This is a genomic window from Pseudomonas sp. B611, assembly GCF_055407965.1.
In genome coordinates, this window is sequence record NZ_JBUZST010000016.1 from 117,166 (window position 1) to 132,639 (window position 15,474).

The following is a 15,474-nucleotide window of genomic DNA, read 5'->3' on the forward strand; positions in this document are numbered from 1 at the left end:
AACCGTGCCCGCGTTAGAGCGCATTTCACCCCTTGTTTATGGTTATTTATGCACACTTCAAAATTTCGCAAAGTGGGTCTGTTCAGCGTGTTGGCCATTGCCATTGGCCTGATTGTCTACACCGTGCAAGCGCCCGCCGAGGGGACGCAGTACCTCACCGCCACGGCTGAGCGCGGCGATATCGAAAACGCCGTGTTGGCCACCGGCTTGCTGGAGGGCATCAAGCAGGTCGATGTCGGCGCCCAGGTATCCGGGCAGTTGAAGTCGCTCAAGGTCAAGGTCGGCGACAAGGTGAAGCAGGGCCAGTGGCTGGCGGAAATCGATCCGTTGATCTTGCAAAACACCCTGCGCAAGGCCCAGGTCGACGAAGAAAACCTCCAGGCCCAGCGCCGCGCCACGGCGGCGCAGCTCAAGCAGGCGCGGTCGGTGTACGAGCGCTACAAGGGCTTGCAGGATGACGAGTCGGTGTCGCGCCAGGATTTCGAGAGCGCCGAGTCGACGTTCCAAGTGCAGCAGGCCAACCTGTTGTCCCTGGATGCGCAGATCAAGAGCGCACATATCCAGATCGACACCGCCAAGATCAACCTGGCCTACACCCGCATCGTCGCGCCCATCGATGGCGACGTGGTGGGCATCGTCACCCAGGAAGGCCAGACGGTGATCGCCAGCCAACTGGCGCCGGTGCTGCTGAAACTGGCGGACCTGGACACCATGACCGTCAAGGCCCAGGTCTCGGAGGCGGATGTGATTCATATCAGCCCTGGCCAGAAGGTGTATTTCACCATCCTGGGCGAGGCCGACAAGCGCTACTACGCCACGCTGCGCGGCACGGAGCCGGCCCCGCAGAACTTCCTCGAAACCCAGGCTGCCGGCACGCCCAAGCAGAACACGGCGGTGTTCTACAACGCGCTGTTCGACGTGCCCAACCCCGACCATCGCCTGCGCATTGCCATGACCGCCCAGGTGCGCATCGTGCTCGCCACCGCCCAGGCCGCGTTGATCGTACCGGTGGCTGCGCTCGGCCCGCGCAACAACGACGGCCGTTATGCCGTGCGGGTGCTGGACGCCAAGGGTCGGGCGCAGGCGCGTGAGGTGCAGACCGGCATCAACAACAACGTCAAGGTGCAGATCCTCGACGGCCTGGCCGAGGGCGATAGAGTGGTGATCGGCGATGCCACGCCCGCCGTGGCGGGGAACTGACGGATGAGCCAGCCACTGTTGGAACTCAAGGGCATCACCCGCAGTTTCATGGCCGGCGAGCGTGAATTCATTGCGCTCAAGGGCATCGACCTGACGATCGAGGCCGGGGAAATGCTGGCGATCATCGGCGCGTCGGGTTCGGGCAAGTCCACCCTGATGAATATCCTCGGCGGCCTGGATTACGCCACGGCCGGCAGCTACAAGATCAACGGCATCGAGACCCGCTCGTTGGGCGACGAGCAGTTGGCCGAACTGCGCCGCGACTACTTCGGCTTTATCTTCCAGCGTTACCACCTGCTGACGCACCTGAGCGCGTTGCACAACGTGGAAATGCCGGCGATCTACGCCGGTACGCCGCAAACCCAACGCCACAGCCGCGCGCGGGAGTTGCTCGCGCGCCTGGGCCTGGCGGGCCACGTCAGCCATCGCCCCAGCCAGCTGTCTGGCGGGCAGCAACAGCGGGTGAGTATCGCCCGCGCGTTGATGAACGGCGGTGAAGTGATCCTCGCCGACGAACCCACCGGTGCCCTCGACACGGCGAGTGGCAAGGAGGTCATGCAGATCCTTGCCGAGCTGCACGCGGCCGGGCACACGGTGATTATCGTCACCCATGATCCCAAGGTGGCGGCCAATGCCCAGCGCATCGTCGAGGTCAGTGATGGGGAGATCGTCAGTGACACGCGCAATACCGGCCCGGAGCTGCCCAGCGATGCACCGATTGAGCCCAAGCGCAGCGGCGCGCGACGCCTGGTGGCTAGCCTGGGGTTGTTCAAGGAAGCGTTCAACATGGCCTGGGTCGCGCTGGTGTCCCACCGCATGCGCACCTTGCTGACCATGCTCGGGATTGTCATCGGCATCACCTCGGTGGTGTCGATCTCGGCCATCGGCGAAGGCGCCAAGCGCTATGTGCTCAAGGACATCCAGGCGATTGGCAGCAACACCATCGATATCTTTCCCGGCAGCAGTTTCGGCGACAGCCGCGCGTCGGCCATCGAGACGTTGCTGCCTTCGGATGTGGAGGCGTTGAACCAGCTGTATTACGTGGACAGCGCCACGCCGGTGGTGGGCCGCCACCTGTTGCTGCGTTTTGGCAATATCGACCTGGATGCGCAGGTCAATGGCGTCAGCGACCGTTATTTCAAGGTCAAGGGTTTGAAGCTTGAAGCCGGCATCGCCTTCAGCGAAAGCGATGCGCGGCGCCAGGCGCAGGTGGTGGTGATCGACCACAACACCCGCCAGCGCCTGTTTGGTGCAAACGTTGACCCGCTGGGCCAGGTGATCCTGGTCGGCAACCTGCCGTGCACGGTGATCGGTGTGACCGCCGACAACAAGAACATGTTTGCCGCGAGCAAGGCGTTGAACGTGTGGGTGCCGTATGAAACGGCGGCGGGGCGGTTGCTCGGGCAGCGCCATCTGGACAGCATCACCGTGCGCATCAAGGACGGCCAGCCGAGCAAAGTGGTGGAAGACAACGTCAACCAGCTGATGCTGCAACGCCACGGCACCAAGGATTTCTTCACCAACAACCTCGACAGCATCATGCAGACGGTGCAGAAAACCAGCCGCTCGCTGGCGTTGCTGCTGTCGTTGATCGCGGTGATTTCCTTGCTGGTGGGCGGCATCGGGGTGATGAACATCATGTTGGTGTCGGTGACGGAGCGCACCCGCGAGATCGGCATTCGCATGGCGGTGGGGGCGCGGCAATCGGATATCCGCCAGCAGTTCCTGGTGGAGGCGGTGATGGTGTGCTTGATCGGCGGGATCATCGGGATCGCGCTGTCGTATGCGTTGGGCGGGTTGTTTTCGCTGTTTGTGAAGGAGTGGGAAATGGTGTTTTCCCTGGGCTCGATCGTGACGGCGTTTGCCTGTTCGACATTGATCGGGATTGTGTTCGGGTTTGTGCCGGCGCGGAATGCGGCGCGGTTGGACCCGATTGAGGCGTTGGCTCGGGATTGAGCCGGACGAGATTGATCGTTCCCACGCTATGCGTGGGAATGCATCCCTGGACGCTCTGCGTCCGCTCTTGAAGACGTGACGCAGAGCGTCACCAGCGGCATTCCCACGCAGAGCGTGGGAACGATCAACAGTTAGAACTGTATTGGCCTAAAGGCTGGCGGTGTCTTGCGTGGCATACATCCACCGCAACAACGAATGCCGCCCGCTGATCCCCAGCTTGATGGACGCGCGCTTGAGGTAGCTTTCAATGGTGTTGACCTTCAACGCCAACTGCTCCGCCAGCTCCGGCGCAGTACGCCCCGCCAGCAGGCCGACACACACTTCCAGCTCGCGCCTGGACAGGGTCAGCCCCGATTGCACCAGGCGTTCTTCGATGCGTCGGCGCAGGGTTTCAATGCCTTGGTTTTGTGCGATCACCGAATCGGTGTCGAGCCGGCACGGCTGGATCGCGGCGATGTGTTTTTCCACCATGGGCAGCAGCAGTGTGGAGAAATCCTGCAACATGCTGCGTTCCTGGGGCGAGAAACTTTCCGAAGGGTGTGAGCGGTACACCGAGAGCACATAGCGCACATCGTCCTTGTGGCGCGTGAGGTGCAGTTGGGCGGCGGGTTGTTCGTCACCCATGGCCGCCACTGAGTCGGTGTAGACCGGGCTGATCGCGCGGCGGGTGTGCCCTTCGGAACTGACCCGCAGCTGGGTGATATGGGTGGCGTCCACGGCCAGTTGAGTGAGGATCAGGTCATGCAGCATACGTGGGAAATGGCGACTGCCGGTGCTGGCGATGACCTTGCCTATATGTGGGAACAGGTGTGAGTTCATCTGCTTCGTCCATGAGTTTCGAGTGCAGGTATTCAGCCATGACGCGACGGGAATCAACTAGTGCGAATACCTCACGATGAGAGCGCTTCCCGCCGAGACGTATGCTAGTACAGCGGGGCGGTGGGAAGGGGATCCAATCCGGATTAATCTAGATTAAAACTGCATAACGGTAGTCGGAGCGATCCGACCACCGATGTAGGAAAGAATTACGTCGGGTCTATGGTTTATTTCAACGCGTGCTCGACCCTGGCGGCGTGGCGCGGTGCTGTGCGCGTGCTTTTGGCCAGCGCCTGGTGCACATCCGCCAACAGATCGGCGACATCCTCCAGGCCGACCGACAACCGCACCAGGCCTTCGCTGATGCCGTGGTGCGCGCGCTGCTCCGGGGTGTAGGTGGAATGGGTCATGCTGGCCGGGTGCTGGGCCAGTGACTCGGCATCCCCGAGGCTGACGGCGCGGGTGAACAGTTGCAGCGCATTCATGAAGCGGCGCCCGCTGTCGATGCCGCCCTTGAGTTCGAACGCGATCATGCCACCGGGCATTTTCATCTGGCGCTGTGCCAATTCGTATTGTGGGAAAGATCGTAGCCCGGGGTAGGTCACCCACTGCACGGCCGGGTGGGCCTGCAACGCTTCGGCCACGGCCTGGGCGTTGGCGCAATGGCGGTCCATGCGCAGGGCCAGGGTCTTCAGGCCGCGCATCAGCAAGGACGCATCCTGCGGCGACATCACCGCGCCGGTCAGGTCCTTGAGCCCTTGCAGGCGGATGCGTTGCGCCAGGGCATGGTTGCTCACGGCAACGCCTGCGGTGATGTCGCCATGCCCGCTGAGGTACTTGGTGGCCGAGTGCACCACCACATCGGCGCCCAGTTCCAGCGGGCGTTGCAGGTACGGCGTGCAGTAGGTGTTGTCGACCACCACGGTGATATTCGGCTGGGCATGGGCCAGGGCGGCCACGGCGGCGATATCCACCAGTTGCAGGGTGGGGTTGGCCGGGGTTTCGCAGTAGATCATGCGGGTGGCGGGGCTGAGTGCCGCGCGCAACGCGTCCAGGTCGGTCAGGTCAACGTGGCGCACCTTGATGCCGAACTCGCCGATGCCATGGTGCAGCAGGGCGAAGGTGCAGCCGTACAGGATCTGGCTGACGATCACTTCATCACCGGGGCGCAGCAAGGTCCAGAACGTCGCGGCAATCGCGCCCATGCCGGAGCTGAACGCCACGGCGGCTTCGCCGTTTTCCAGGGTGGCCATGCGCGCTTCCAGCAGGGCCAGGGTCGGGTTGGAAATGCGCGTGTAGAAGTGCCCGTTTTCTTCACCGGCAAAGCAGGCGGCGCCGTATTCGGCGGTGGGAAAGGCGAACGTGGCGGATAGGTAAATAGGCGGCACGAGGGCGCCATGGTGGTCCTGAGGGTCGTAGCCGTGGTGGATGGCGCGGGTGGAAAAGCCGAATGCATTGTGTTTATTGTTCATGTCGGACGCTCCTTATTTCCTACAATGCTATGCTCATAACCACAGATGAACGTTGCAAAGTTTGCTGACATTTCCCACGCCAGTGAACGAAAAGCCCATAAAAATAATGATTAGAGGCACGTTATGCCCGCAAGCCTGGACCGTACCGACAAAGCCCTTTTAAACGCGCTGCAAGGCAATGCCCGCCTGACGGTGGCCGAGTTGGCCGACCGCGTCTCCCTGACCACCTCGCCGTGCTGGCGGCGGGTGCGCAACCTGGAGGAGAGCGGGGTGATCAGCGGCTACCAGGCGATCCTGTCGCCCAAGGCACTGGGGTATGGGGTGACCGCGTTCGTGAACATCATGATGGAGAGCCACACCCAGGAAATCGCCCGCGCGTTTGAACAGCGTTTGTTGGAGATCCCGGAGATTGTGGCGTGCCATAACGTGTCGGGGCGCTATGACTTTTTGCTGGAAGTGGTGGCCAAGGATTTGGAGTCCTTTGGCGAGTTTGCGCGGGAGGTGTTGCAAACGCTTCCGTGCGTCAAAGAGATTTATTCGAGTTTTTCGTATAAGTCGGTAAGGCCGTTGCGGGTGATTCCGTTACCGGGATAACGCCGTACCGGCGCGTTATTCAAGTGGCTACCGAGAGGTATCAGCCTGTTTGAATTTCTTTGGGGTGTAGAGTTGTCGAATGATTTTTTTATCGCCCTCGGAGAGCTCGGCCTTTGGCGGGTACTCTTTCTTGTCTTCGGTGGTGCCGGCGCCGAACTCATAATGCATGATCGAATGTTCATCGTAGTCAGTGACTAGCCGATTCTTCGCCGGCCACTGCCGGACAATCTGGCTTTCGATATCGTCGTCTGCAACCCCCGCATTTCTGAATGATTCATACAGGCTTTTCTCGTCGAATTTGATCGTGCGGTCTGGATGTTGATGTTCGTGCCTCAAGCCCAGAGCATGGCCAAATTCGTGCAAGGCGATGTTATGGGCCACCGTTAAGTTGTCCTGCCTGTCCAAATGCAGAGTGGGTTGATCTTTGGGTACGCACTTCGCATCCGTGCCATGGAAAGACCAGTCGCCTTTTATGTTCTCGTCGCCGGAAATTCTGATGTCTCCCTGTTTGCCCGGGACAATGTTGAACTTGAGGGCGGGTGTATGTTTTTCCCACTCCCGTATTGCACTGGTTACGACAGCCCTGCTCCAGATATCGTCGATATCTATCGCAACGGTGACCACGCCGTCAGGCCAGCGCTTGCTGGATTCTGCTATCCCTCTCTTCGAACGTCCTGCCCGCTCGGACTGAGCGCCTTCGTCAGTTGGGAGTGACGGGGCGAAGTAAGGTTGAGGTGGGGTGCTGTTTATCGTGCTCATCATGATCGCTCGTTGGGCTTGGCACCTCGTAGTGGTGGTTTGTACGATTTGGTTCCTTGGCCTGTGGGCCGCGTACCTACCCGACTAAGCTAATGCTAAAAAGATATTTATTACGATTTTTTAAGATCATTTAGATTGGTCACTCCAACCCAAGACGTTCATGGAGTGAGCCGCCGATGTCGCAGCTTCAGTCAATCACCACCTTGCCGTTGCTCGACTTGTCACTGCTCGACGCCGGCCCGCAACAACGCCAGCAGTTTCTCGACGACCTGCGTTCTGCCGCGCGGCATATCGGTTTTTTCTACCTCACCGGCCACGGCATCGACCCGGCGCTGCTCGCCCAGGCGCAGCAGCAGGCGCGGGCATTTTTTGCCTTGCCCGAAGCCGACAAACTCGCTGTGGGCATGATCCATTCGCCACATTTTCGCGGTTATAACCGCGCCGCCTCGGAGATCACCCGCGGCCAGCCAGACCTGCGCGAACAGTTCGACGTCGGCGCCGAGCGCGAGCCGCTGGATGTGCAACAACACCCCGCCGCCTGGGCCCGCCTGCAAGGCCCCAACCTGTGGCCGCAGGCGCTGCCCGACCTCAAACCGCTGGTGCTCGCCTGGCAGCAGGCGATGACGCAAATGGCCCTGCGCCTGTTGCGTGCGTTTGCCCAGGCCTTGTCCCTGCCGGAAAATGCCTTCGATGCGCTGTACGGCAGCAAACCCAACGAACATATCAAGTTGATCCGCTACCCCGGCCGCCATGCGCAGCAAAGTCGCCAAGGCGTCGGTTCGCACAAGGACTCCGGTTTCTTGAGCTTCCTGCTGCAAGACAGGCAAGCCGGCTTGCAGGTGGAAGTGGAAGAGGGCCGCTGGATCGATGCGTCGCCGCGCCCCGGCACGCTGGTGGTGAACATCGGCGAATTGCTGGAGCTGGCCAGCAACGGTTATCTGCGTGCCACCGTGCACCGCGTGGTCTCGCCGCCGGTGGGCAGTGAACGCTTGTCCCTGGCGTTTTTCCTCGGCGCGCAGCTGGACGCGGTGGTGCCGGTGTACCAGCTCGCCCCCGAGCTGCTGCGTGATGCCCACGGCCCCGAGAGCGACCCGCGCAACCCGCTGCTGCGCGACGTCGGCTGGAACTACCTGAAAGGCCGCCTGCGTTCGCACCCCGATGTCGCCCAACGTTTCTACGCCGACGCCACACTTCCCCAAGCACTGTCCGCCTGATCTGGAGCTCACCCATGTTGAAGAAATCCGCCCTTACCCTGGCAGTGTTGCTGGCCTCATTTCACGTGTCGGCGGCCGACGCCTTGCGCGTTGCCGCCGACCCGATTCCCCACGCGCAGATCCTCGAATACGTGCAGAAACTCGACCCGAGCCTGAAGCTGAAAATCATCGAAATCCCCAGCGGCGTGAACTCCAACGAGTTGCTGGCCCATGGTGATGTGGACGCCAATTACTTCCAGCACCTGCCGTACCTCAATTCCCAGGAGCAAGCGCTGGGGCAGAAATTCACCGTGGCCGCCACCGTACACATTGAGCCGCTGGGCATTTATTCGCGCCGCCACAAAAGCTTCGACCAGGTGCCGGACAAAGGCACCGTTGCCGTGCCGAACAACGTCACCAACCTGAGCCGCGCCCTGTACCTGTTGCAAGCCAATGGCTTGATCAAGCTCAAGCCGGGTTTCAACGATGCGGCCAAGAACCAGGCCACGCCCAAGGACATTGCCGAAAACCCCAAGCACTTGAAGATCCTTGAAATCGAATCGCCGCAGATCCCCCGCGCCCTGGATGATGTGGACCTGGCGGTGATCAACGGCAACTTCGCCCTGGAAGCAGGCCTGGAGCCGGCCAAGGATGCGTTGGGCCTGGAAGCGGCGAAGGGCAACCCCTACGCGAATATCCTGGTGACCACGCCGAAACTGGCAAAAGACCCGCGCATCGAACAATTGGCCAAGGACCTGCGCTCGCCGCAAGTGGCCAAGTTCATCAGCGAGAAATACGCCGGCTCGGTGATCCCGGTGGCGGTCGAATGATTGTCGTCGAGGGCGTCAGCAAAACCTACGCCGACGGCCAGCCGCCGGCGTTGGATAACGTCTCGCTGCACATCGCCGAAGGCTCGATCTTTGGCATCGTCGGGCGCAGCGGCGCGGGCAAAAGCACCTTACTGCGTTGCCTCAACCTGCTGGAACGGCCGACCAGCGGGCGCATCCTGCTGGACGGCCGGGACCTCACGCAACTCACCGGCAAGGCCCTGCGCGAGCAACGCCAGCGCATCGGCATGATCTTCCAGGGCTTCAACCTGCTGCATTCGCGCAATGTGGCGGATAACGTCGCGGTGCCGCTGGAGATCGGCAACGTGCCCAAGGCCGAGCGCGCGGCGCGGGTGGCAGACCTATTGGCGTTGGTGGGGTTGAGTGACAAGGCGCAGGCGTTTCCTTCGCAGCTGTCGGGCGGGCAGAAACAACGTGTAGGCATCGCCCGTGCGCTGGCGGCGCGGCCGGCGTATTTGCTGTCGGACGAAGCCACCAGTGCGCTGGACCCGGAAACCACGGCGTCAATCCTGGAGCTGTTGCGCGACATCAATCGCACGCTGGGGGTGACCATTGTATTGATCACCCACGAGTTGGAGGTGGTCAAGGCGATTTGCGACAGCGCGGTGTCCCTGGCCGATGGCCGCGTGGTGGAAAGCGGCACGCTGGTGCAACTGCAAGCCGATCCGGCGTCGCGCCTCGGCCGTTCGCTGGCCCCCAGCCTACAAGTGGTGAGGGCAGTATGAAGACCGATTGGCATGACATCCTGCAACTGCTGCTCAACGCCACCGGCGAAACCCTGTACATGGTGCTGTTGGCCGGGTTGTTTACCTTATTGATCGGCTTGCCGCTGGGCGTGTTGCTGTTTATCAGCCGACGCGGCGGGCTGCTGCCATTGCCACGCCTGAACCGTGGGCTGGGCGCGGTGATCAACCTCGGGCGCTCGCTGCCGTTTGTGGTGATGCTGATCGCGTTGATCCCGCTGACGCGCCTGATCGTCGGCACCACCCTGGGCAGCACCGCCGCGGTGGTGCCTATCACCATCGGCGCGTTTCCGTTTTTTGCGCGCATCGTCGAAACCGCGCTGGACGAAGTGGACAAGGGCCGCATCGAAGCCATCGTGGCCATGGGCGGCGATATTCGCCATGTGATCCTCAAGGTGTTGCTGCCTGAAGCCCTGCCAGCGTTGGTAGCCGGGGTGACGTTGACCCTGGTGATGCTGATCGGCTTTTCATCGATGGCCGGGGTGATTGGCGGCGGTGGGCTGGGCGACCTGGCGATTCGCTACGGCTACCAGCGCTTCAACAACGAGATCATGGTGGTGACGGTGGTTGTGCTGGTGTTGCTGGTGCAGGGCGTGCAGAGCCTGGGGGATCGTTGCGTGCGCTCGCTGGCCCATCGCCGCTAGCGCGGTGCTTGCGCAGCAGCGCCTCGAACACCTGGTGCACCTGTGGCGCATCACTGTGGGCCACATTGAAGCGCATCGCCTCCGGTAGGGCCGGGTCGTAGCCAAACAGCGTGCCCGGCGCCAGCACCATGCCTTGCTTCAAGGCGTCCTGGGCCAATAGCTCGCCGTTCACCCCCGGCGGCAGGTGCGCCCAGATAAACATCCCGCCTTCATAACCCATCGGCAACACGCAACCGCAACGCTTGAGCCATTGCTCGACGCGCCCGCCGGCCTCCATCAAGCGCTGCTGCATGCGCTTGCGATGCTTGGCGTAACTGCCTTCGCTGAGCATGCGGTACACAACCTGTTCAAACAGCTCCGAGGTGATGCCGCCGCTCATCAGCTTCATGTTGGTCAGGTTGGCGGCCAGTTGCGGTGCGGCTACCACGTAGCTGACGCGGGTGTTGGCGCTGAGGGTCTTGGAGAAGCCCGACAGGTAAGTCACCTGGTCCAGGCCGGCGAGGGCGGCCAGGCGCGGTGGCGGGTTGGGGTGCAGGTCGCCGTAGAGGTCATCCTCGATGATGTGGCACTGGTATTGGCGGGTCAGTTGCAGCAGCCGGAACGCCTGGCCGGGGCTGAACGAATGCCCGGTGGGGTTATGCAGCACGCCTGTGGTGAGGTAGAGGCTGGGGCGATGATCGGCCAGCAGTTGTTCGAGGGCGACAAAGTCGAAACCGTCGGGGCGTCGCTCGATGGTCAGGACCTTGACGCCGTGCAGGGCGAGGTTGGCGTGGAAGTTGAAGTAGCACGGCGCATCGAGCAGCACCGTGTCGCCGGGGCGGGCGAGCAGGCGCATCAGCATGTCCAGGCCCTGCACGGTGTTGGGGGGGGTGATGATTTGCTCCACCGGCACCGACAACCCTTCGCCGTGCAACTTTTGCTGCAAGGCCTGGCGCAGCGGCAACAGCCCAGCCGGCGTGCCCAGCCCGGCGATGCGCAATGCCGGCGCGCGCACCACACTGCGCAGGGTTTGGCGGATGGCGTCGCTGTCCAGCCAGTCTTCCGGCAAGTGCCCACCACCGGGGCGCAGGTCGCCGTAGACGGTGGCGAGGGGCCGGCGCAGTACGGTGAGCAGGTCCTGGGGCAATAGCTCGACCCAGGCCGATGATGCCGGGCGAGCGCTGTCCACCGCGACGAAATAGCCACGACCCTGGCTGGAGGTGAGCAGGTTGCGCCCGCGCAGGCGGTCGAGGGCTTCATTGAGGGTGAACTTGCTTACGCCCAAGGTCTGGCCCAGTTCCCGCACCGACGGCAACTTGCTGCCCGGCGCCCACTCGCCCGTCTCGATGGCCTGGCTGAACGCCGCGACGATCTGTTGCACCTTGGGTGTGCCTGGCACAAAGGCGATGGCGGAGACGAACATGGCAGCTTCCTTATCTTTGCCGGTGATTTTACCGGTGAAGTTCGGGCGGATTAGGCCGCACTTTACCTGCCTTGCGCAAGGCCGCTTGCCTAGACTGCGAGCCTTCTCCTTCAAGGTCCACGGCCATGACCAGCGCATTGACGCTCTCTTCGTTTCTCTACTTCCTGCTGTTTTGCGCGACCCTGACCTTCAGCCCCGGCCCCATGACCATGCTGCTGTTGAGCCTGGGCTTGAAGGACGGCCTGCGCCGATCGATCCCCGCACAGATCGGCGCCAGTGTGTCGTACCTGATTTCCATCCTGATCTTTGCCGTGGGTTTTTCAGAATTGATCAAGGGCAATGTCGCGATTACCCAGGGTATCCAACTGGTCGGCGTGGCCTACATCCTTTACCTGGCGTACAAACAGTGGACCAGCAGCGGCGTGCCACTCGACAAGGCCGGCGCCGTCGAAGGCGCGCGCAGCCTGTTTAGCAAGGGCTTGCTGACGGGGTTTTCCAACCCCAAGGCGATCATCATGTTCAGCGCCGTGTTCCCACAGTTTGCCGGGGCAGGGGAGCACAACTCGGCGTCGGACATCGCCATCCTTGGCCTGACCTTCCTGGTGCTGCAGTTTGCCAGCGGCTGCCTGTACTGCTATTTCGGCCAACGCATCAAGCATGTCCTGGAAAACCCCGCGCGGCGCGTACTGCTGCAACGGGTCACGGCGGTGTTGCTGCTGGGGGTTGCCTTGATGCTGGCGCGGGGCTTTTCCCACTGAGGGCCTTCAGCTTATGAGCGGTAGTGGCGATCTGCCGTTGCCCTGATAGACTCCGAGCATCACCTCAGGATCGCACCCCACCATGGCAGCCGTCGGAGGAAAGGGACTTCCGCTTGCTTCGCGCTTGTACAAATCCCGCACCCTGGGGCTGACACTCGGCTTTGTGTGCGTGGCGTTTGCGATGTACCCGCTGAACCCGCACCCTTGGGTGTGGGCGCTGATGCTGACCAACGCCTTCATTTGGCCGCACGTGGCCCTCCTGATCTCGCGCCGCTGCGAACATGCTCTGCGCAGCGAGCGGCGCAATTTGCTGATCGACTCCTTTTGCGGCGGCTTCTGGGTCGGCGCCATGCACTTCAACCCGCTGCCCGGCGTGACCACGTTGTCGATGATGACCATGAACAACGTCGCCATCGGCGGGCTGCGCTTCATGCTTGCCGGTTGGCTCGCCCAAGGCCTGGGCATCGGCACTGCGCTGCTGGTATTCGCCCCGGCCTTCATCGGCGTGACCACCCAGGCGCAGCTTTATGCCTGCTTGCCGATCCTGATGTTGTACCCCCTGGCCCTCGGCTGGATCTGCTACCGCCAGGCCGTCACCCTGGCCTCGCATAAACGCGAACTGCTGGCCCTGAGCCGCACCGACAGCCTATCCGGCCTGCTCAACCACGGCGCGTGGAAAGACCAACTGGAACTCGAATTCCAACGCTGCCGCCGCGGCCAGACCGGCGCCGCCATTGCCCTGATCGACATCGACCACTTCAAGACCATCAACGACACCTACGGCCACGTTACCGGCGACATCGTCCTACGCCGGCTGAGCAAAGTCCTACGCCAGAATCTGCGCGCCACCGACCTGGCGGGGCGCTACGGCGGCGATGAATTCTGCGTGATTTTGCCGGATATGCCCCTCAATCGCGCCACTGAAGTGATGGACGCGTTGCGGGATCGCTTCAATGCGCTGGCTTATGCGCAGGACCCGACCCTGCGCGCGAGCTTGAGTATTGGGTTGGCGCCTTACCAACTGGGGCATGTGGATTCCACCAGTTGGCTGAATGATGCGGATTTGGCGTTGTATGAGGCGAAGAGTGGGGGGCGGAATCGGGTGAGTTCGGTGCAGGTTAGTTGGTTGAGGTCGGTGTAGGACCTGTAGTTTTAGCTCCCATCGATTGTTCTGTGTAGGCAGGTCGATCTGTGTGAGTTGGCCTGTTTTCGACTTGTTAATTTAGACTTTATTCCTAGCTAGTCATGTTTGTGTCTCAAGGACTCATCGAACATTTCGATTACGTGCTCGAGCCATGATTTTCCTGATTTCCACTGATTTGGATAGTGGTAGTAGCAGTACTGTTCATGCAGTAAGTTTTCTTGAAGGTCTGATTCATTTGTATGTGAATTCATCAACTCTAAGATTTGTTTTTTGACAGTAATGATAACGTCCTTAGGCGAGTCTTGTAGGAAGGTGTCAATCACATCATCGGCCGAGGGGTGGTCCTCTGCCCAGTCTTGGTTGAAGTACGCGCCCATAAACTGCTGGAGTTCTGTCAGTGGTTTATTCATTTTTCTATTGGGTATCCTGTCAGTAATAGGTAACCATCTGGCATTTTTTTATCACGCTTTAGAACCAATAAAAATTTGTAGGCGGGAACTGATTTTGTTGTTCCGTTTAGAACGCTTCTCCCTACGGGAAGATCTGAACTGCCCCTAATAATGTATTTGTCTTTTTTTCCTCCCAGAAACTCTAGTATTTCTCGTTGGTGGGAGGCCAAGCTTTTAGATGCTATAGCCTCTGCCTCATCTAAGGTCCCAAATGTTGAGGAAGCAGGAATATGGGGCTCCAATTCAAACCTGGCAGCCAGTTCCTCGTCCGTGCGTCCCACATGCTTCTTAATCAGGTGCCCACCTGCATTCTCGTGAGTAGTTAACACTCCGTTGGAGCCTGGACAGCTAGCAACCTTGCAACTCAGTCCTAGTGGATCCACCCACCCCGTCGGATTGGGCACGTACTGGTAGGCATTGATCCCCCCCGCCAACTTCACCGGGTCCGGCGTCAGGTAGCGACCAACATCCGGATTGTAGTAGCGATGCCGGTTGTAGTGCAGCCCGCTTTCCGTGTCGAAGTATTGGCCCTGGAAGCGCAGCGGGTTGTCGATTTTACCTACGTCGAGGCGGGTGATTTCGCCGTAGGCGCGGTAGCGGGCGGACCAGGCGATTTCGCCGTTGGGGGTTGTCAGTTCCTGGGGTGTGCCGAGGTGGTCGAGTTGGTAGTGGTAGGGCTGGGTGGCTTTGGGGCCGAAGCCTTCCAGTAGAGCCAACGGGCGGAAGCTGTCGGGTTCGTAGAGGTAGCTGCGATGGCGATCCGCATGGTGTTCGGCGATCAGTTTGTCGCCTTGCCAGAAGAATTCGGTCGTCGCGCCGTCAACGGTTTTGCTGATGCGCCGGCCAAACGGGTCGTAGCGGTAGCTGGCGGTTTGTCCGGTGGGGGTGGTGACGCCGATCAACCGATGCTGACAGTCGTAGCGGTATTCAGTAACGAGTTGATGGCCCTTGCCGCGCCGCTCGCGGATCAGGTTGCCAAACGCGTCATAGTCGTACTGCCGATCCCCCTGGATCATCAACCGATTGCCCGCGACGATGTCCGGGCCGGGGCGGTTTTGCATCAATAGATTACCGGCCGGGTCGTGGGCGAAACGTTCCTGGTGATCCTGGGAATGGTCGGCGCGGATCAAGCGATTTAGTGGGTCGTAGCTGTAGTGATGTTCACCTTTGCGCGTGTCGAGGATGCGGGTCAGGGTGCCGGTTTTGTCGTAGTCGTATTGGCGGCGGTAGAGGTGGTTTTGCTGTTGGGTGACGGTGTGGGCGTGCAGGCGCTGCTGGTCGTCGTAGTGGTAGTGGCTGAGCAGTTGGCCTTGTTGGCGCTGGTGTTCCTGGCCGGCTTTGAACAGGTGCGAGGTGAGGGTTTCGCCGTTGAGTTCAACGGTGGCGAGTTGGCCGCACTTGTCGTGGCTGAAGGTGATGCGGTTGTTGTCGGGCAGGCGCAGGTGTTGCAGTTGGCCGCAGGCGTCGTAGCCGTAGCGCAAGGTGCCCCAGCCTTG

At 61.1% G+C, this 15,474-nt stretch carries 15 protein-coding genes; 9 read left to right on the forward strand and 6 right to left on the reverse strand.

The features are described 5' to 3' along the window. Positions 1–48 precede the first annotated feature (48 nt). On the forward strand, positions 49–1,200 hold the full coding sequence (macA, locus tag ACZRMO_RS24555; RefSeq protein ID WP_463974527.1) for a macrolide transporter subunit MacA: 1,152 nt from the start codon (positions 49–51) through the stop codon (positions 1,198–1,200). 3 nt (positions 1,201–1,203) lie between these two features. Then, positions 1,204–3,156 (forward strand): MacB family efflux pump subunit, encoded by a 1,953-nt coding sequence (locus ACZRMO_RS24560; protein WP_463974528.1) that lies wholly within the window; start codon positions 1,204–1,206, stop codon positions 3,154–3,156. Positions 3,157–3,303: 147 nt separating this feature from the next. Here ACZRMO_RS24560 and ACZRMO_RS24565 read toward each other — a convergent pair whose 3' ends face one another. Continuing rightward, positions 3,304–3,975, reverse strand: a complete 672-nt coding sequence (locus ACZRMO_RS24565) for a helix-turn-helix domain-containing protein (RefSeq protein WP_463974529.1) — start codon at positions 3,973–3,975, stop codon at positions 3,304–3,306. Between the two features lie 224 nt (positions 3,976–4,199). Next, positions 4,200–5,444 carry a methionine gamma-lyase gene (locus ACZRMO_RS24570; RefSeq protein WP_463974530.1) on the reverse strand — a complete coding sequence of 415 codons (1,245 nt, stop codon included), beginning with the start codon at positions 5,442–5,444 and terminating at the stop codon, positions 4,200–4,202. A 123-nt stretch (positions 5,445–5,567) separates the two neighbouring features. Between ACZRMO_RS24570 and ACZRMO_RS24575 the strand changes: the two genes are divergently transcribed. Continuing rightward, complete coding sequence (locus tag ACZRMO_RS24575) at positions 5,568–6,038, forward strand: Lrp/AsnC family transcriptional regulator (protein WP_463974531.1); 471 nt, start codon at positions 5,568–5,570, stop codon at positions 6,036–6,038. A 27-nt stretch (positions 6,039–6,065) separates the two neighbouring features. On the opposite strand, the gene ACZRMO_RS24580 is transcribed toward ACZRMO_RS24575, so the two are convergent. Beyond that, a complete protein-coding gene (locus tag ACZRMO_RS24580; protein ID WP_463974532.1) occupies positions 6,066–6,800 on the reverse strand; it encodes a M12 family metallopeptidase in 735 nt (244 codons plus the stop codon). A 173-nt stretch (positions 6,801–6,973) separates the two neighbouring features. Here ACZRMO_RS24580 and ACZRMO_RS24585 point away from each other — a divergent pair, with 173 nt between their 5' ends. Genes ACZRMO_RS24585 through ACZRMO_RS24600 form a run of 4 tightly spaced genes read left to right on the forward strand, consistent with a single transcriptional unit; the run spans position 6,974 to position 10,225 of the window. Beyond that, a complete protein-coding gene (locus tag ACZRMO_RS24585) occupies positions 6,974–8,011 on the forward strand; it encodes an isopenicillin N synthase family dioxygenase (RefSeq protein ID WP_463974533.1) in 1,038 nt (345 codons plus the stop codon). Between the two features lie 14 nt (positions 8,012–8,025). After that, positions 8,026–8,820 carry a MetQ/NlpA family ABC transporter substrate-binding protein gene (locus ACZRMO_RS24590; protein WP_463974534.1) on the forward strand — a complete coding sequence of 265 codons (795 nt, stop codon included), beginning with the start codon at positions 8,026–8,028 and terminating at the stop codon, positions 8,818–8,820. After that, positions 8,817–9,563: a methionine ABC transporter ATP-binding protein gene (locus tag ACZRMO_RS24595; RefSeq protein ID WP_463974535.1), complete on the forward strand. Its 747-nt coding sequence runs from the start codon at positions 8,817–8,819 to the stop codon at positions 9,561–9,563. Before ACZRMO_RS24590 ends, ACZRMO_RS24595 begins: the two co-directional genes overlap by 4 nt. Then, positions 9,560–10,225, forward strand: a complete 666-nt coding sequence (locus tag ACZRMO_RS24600; RefSeq protein WP_305433709.1) for a methionine ABC transporter permease — start codon at positions 9,560–9,562, stop codon at positions 10,223–10,225. Before ACZRMO_RS24595 ends, ACZRMO_RS24600 begins: the two co-directional genes overlap by 4 nt. Here ACZRMO_RS24600 and ACZRMO_RS24605 read toward each other — a convergent pair. Continuing rightward, the gene (locus ACZRMO_RS24605) at positions 10,131–11,627 is read right to left on the reverse strand and encodes an aminotransferase-like domain-containing protein (RefSeq protein ID WP_463974536.1); all 1,497 of its coding nucleotides are present in this window, start codon (positions 11,625–11,627) and stop codon (positions 10,131–10,133) included. The genes ACZRMO_RS24600 and ACZRMO_RS24605 overlap by 95 nt on opposite strands. 125 nt (positions 11,628–11,752) lie before the next feature. On the opposite strand from ACZRMO_RS24605, the gene ACZRMO_RS24610 reads away from it, so the two are divergent. Further along, positions 11,753–12,385, forward strand: a complete 633-nt coding sequence (locus tag ACZRMO_RS24610) for a LysE family translocator (RefSeq protein ID WP_463974537.1) — start codon at positions 11,753–11,755, stop codon at positions 12,383–12,385. Positions 12,386–12,467: 82 nt separating this feature from the next. Then, positions 12,468–13,526 carry a diguanylate cyclase gene (locus ACZRMO_RS24615; RefSeq protein ID WP_463974538.1) on the forward strand — a complete coding sequence of 353 codons (1,059 nt, stop codon included), beginning with the start codon at positions 12,468–12,470 and terminating at the stop codon, positions 13,524–13,526. A gap of 98 nt (positions 13,527–13,624) precedes the next feature. Here ACZRMO_RS24615 and ACZRMO_RS24620 read toward each other — a convergent pair whose 3' ends face one another. Together ACZRMO_RS24620 and ACZRMO_RS24625 are read right to left on the reverse strand one after the other, a co-directional pair. Then, complete coding sequence (locus ACZRMO_RS24620) at positions 13,625–13,939, reverse strand: contact-dependent growth inhibition system immunity protein (protein WP_463974539.1); 315 nt, start codon at positions 13,937–13,939, stop codon at positions 13,625–13,627. Continuing rightward, positions 13,936–15,474, reverse strand: a 1,539-nt coding sequence (locus ACZRMO_RS24625) for an RHS repeat-associated core domain-containing protein (RefSeq protein ID WP_463974540.1), incomplete at its 5' end; no start/stop codon positions are given. The genes ACZRMO_RS24625 and ACZRMO_RS24620, both read right to left, overlap by 4 nt.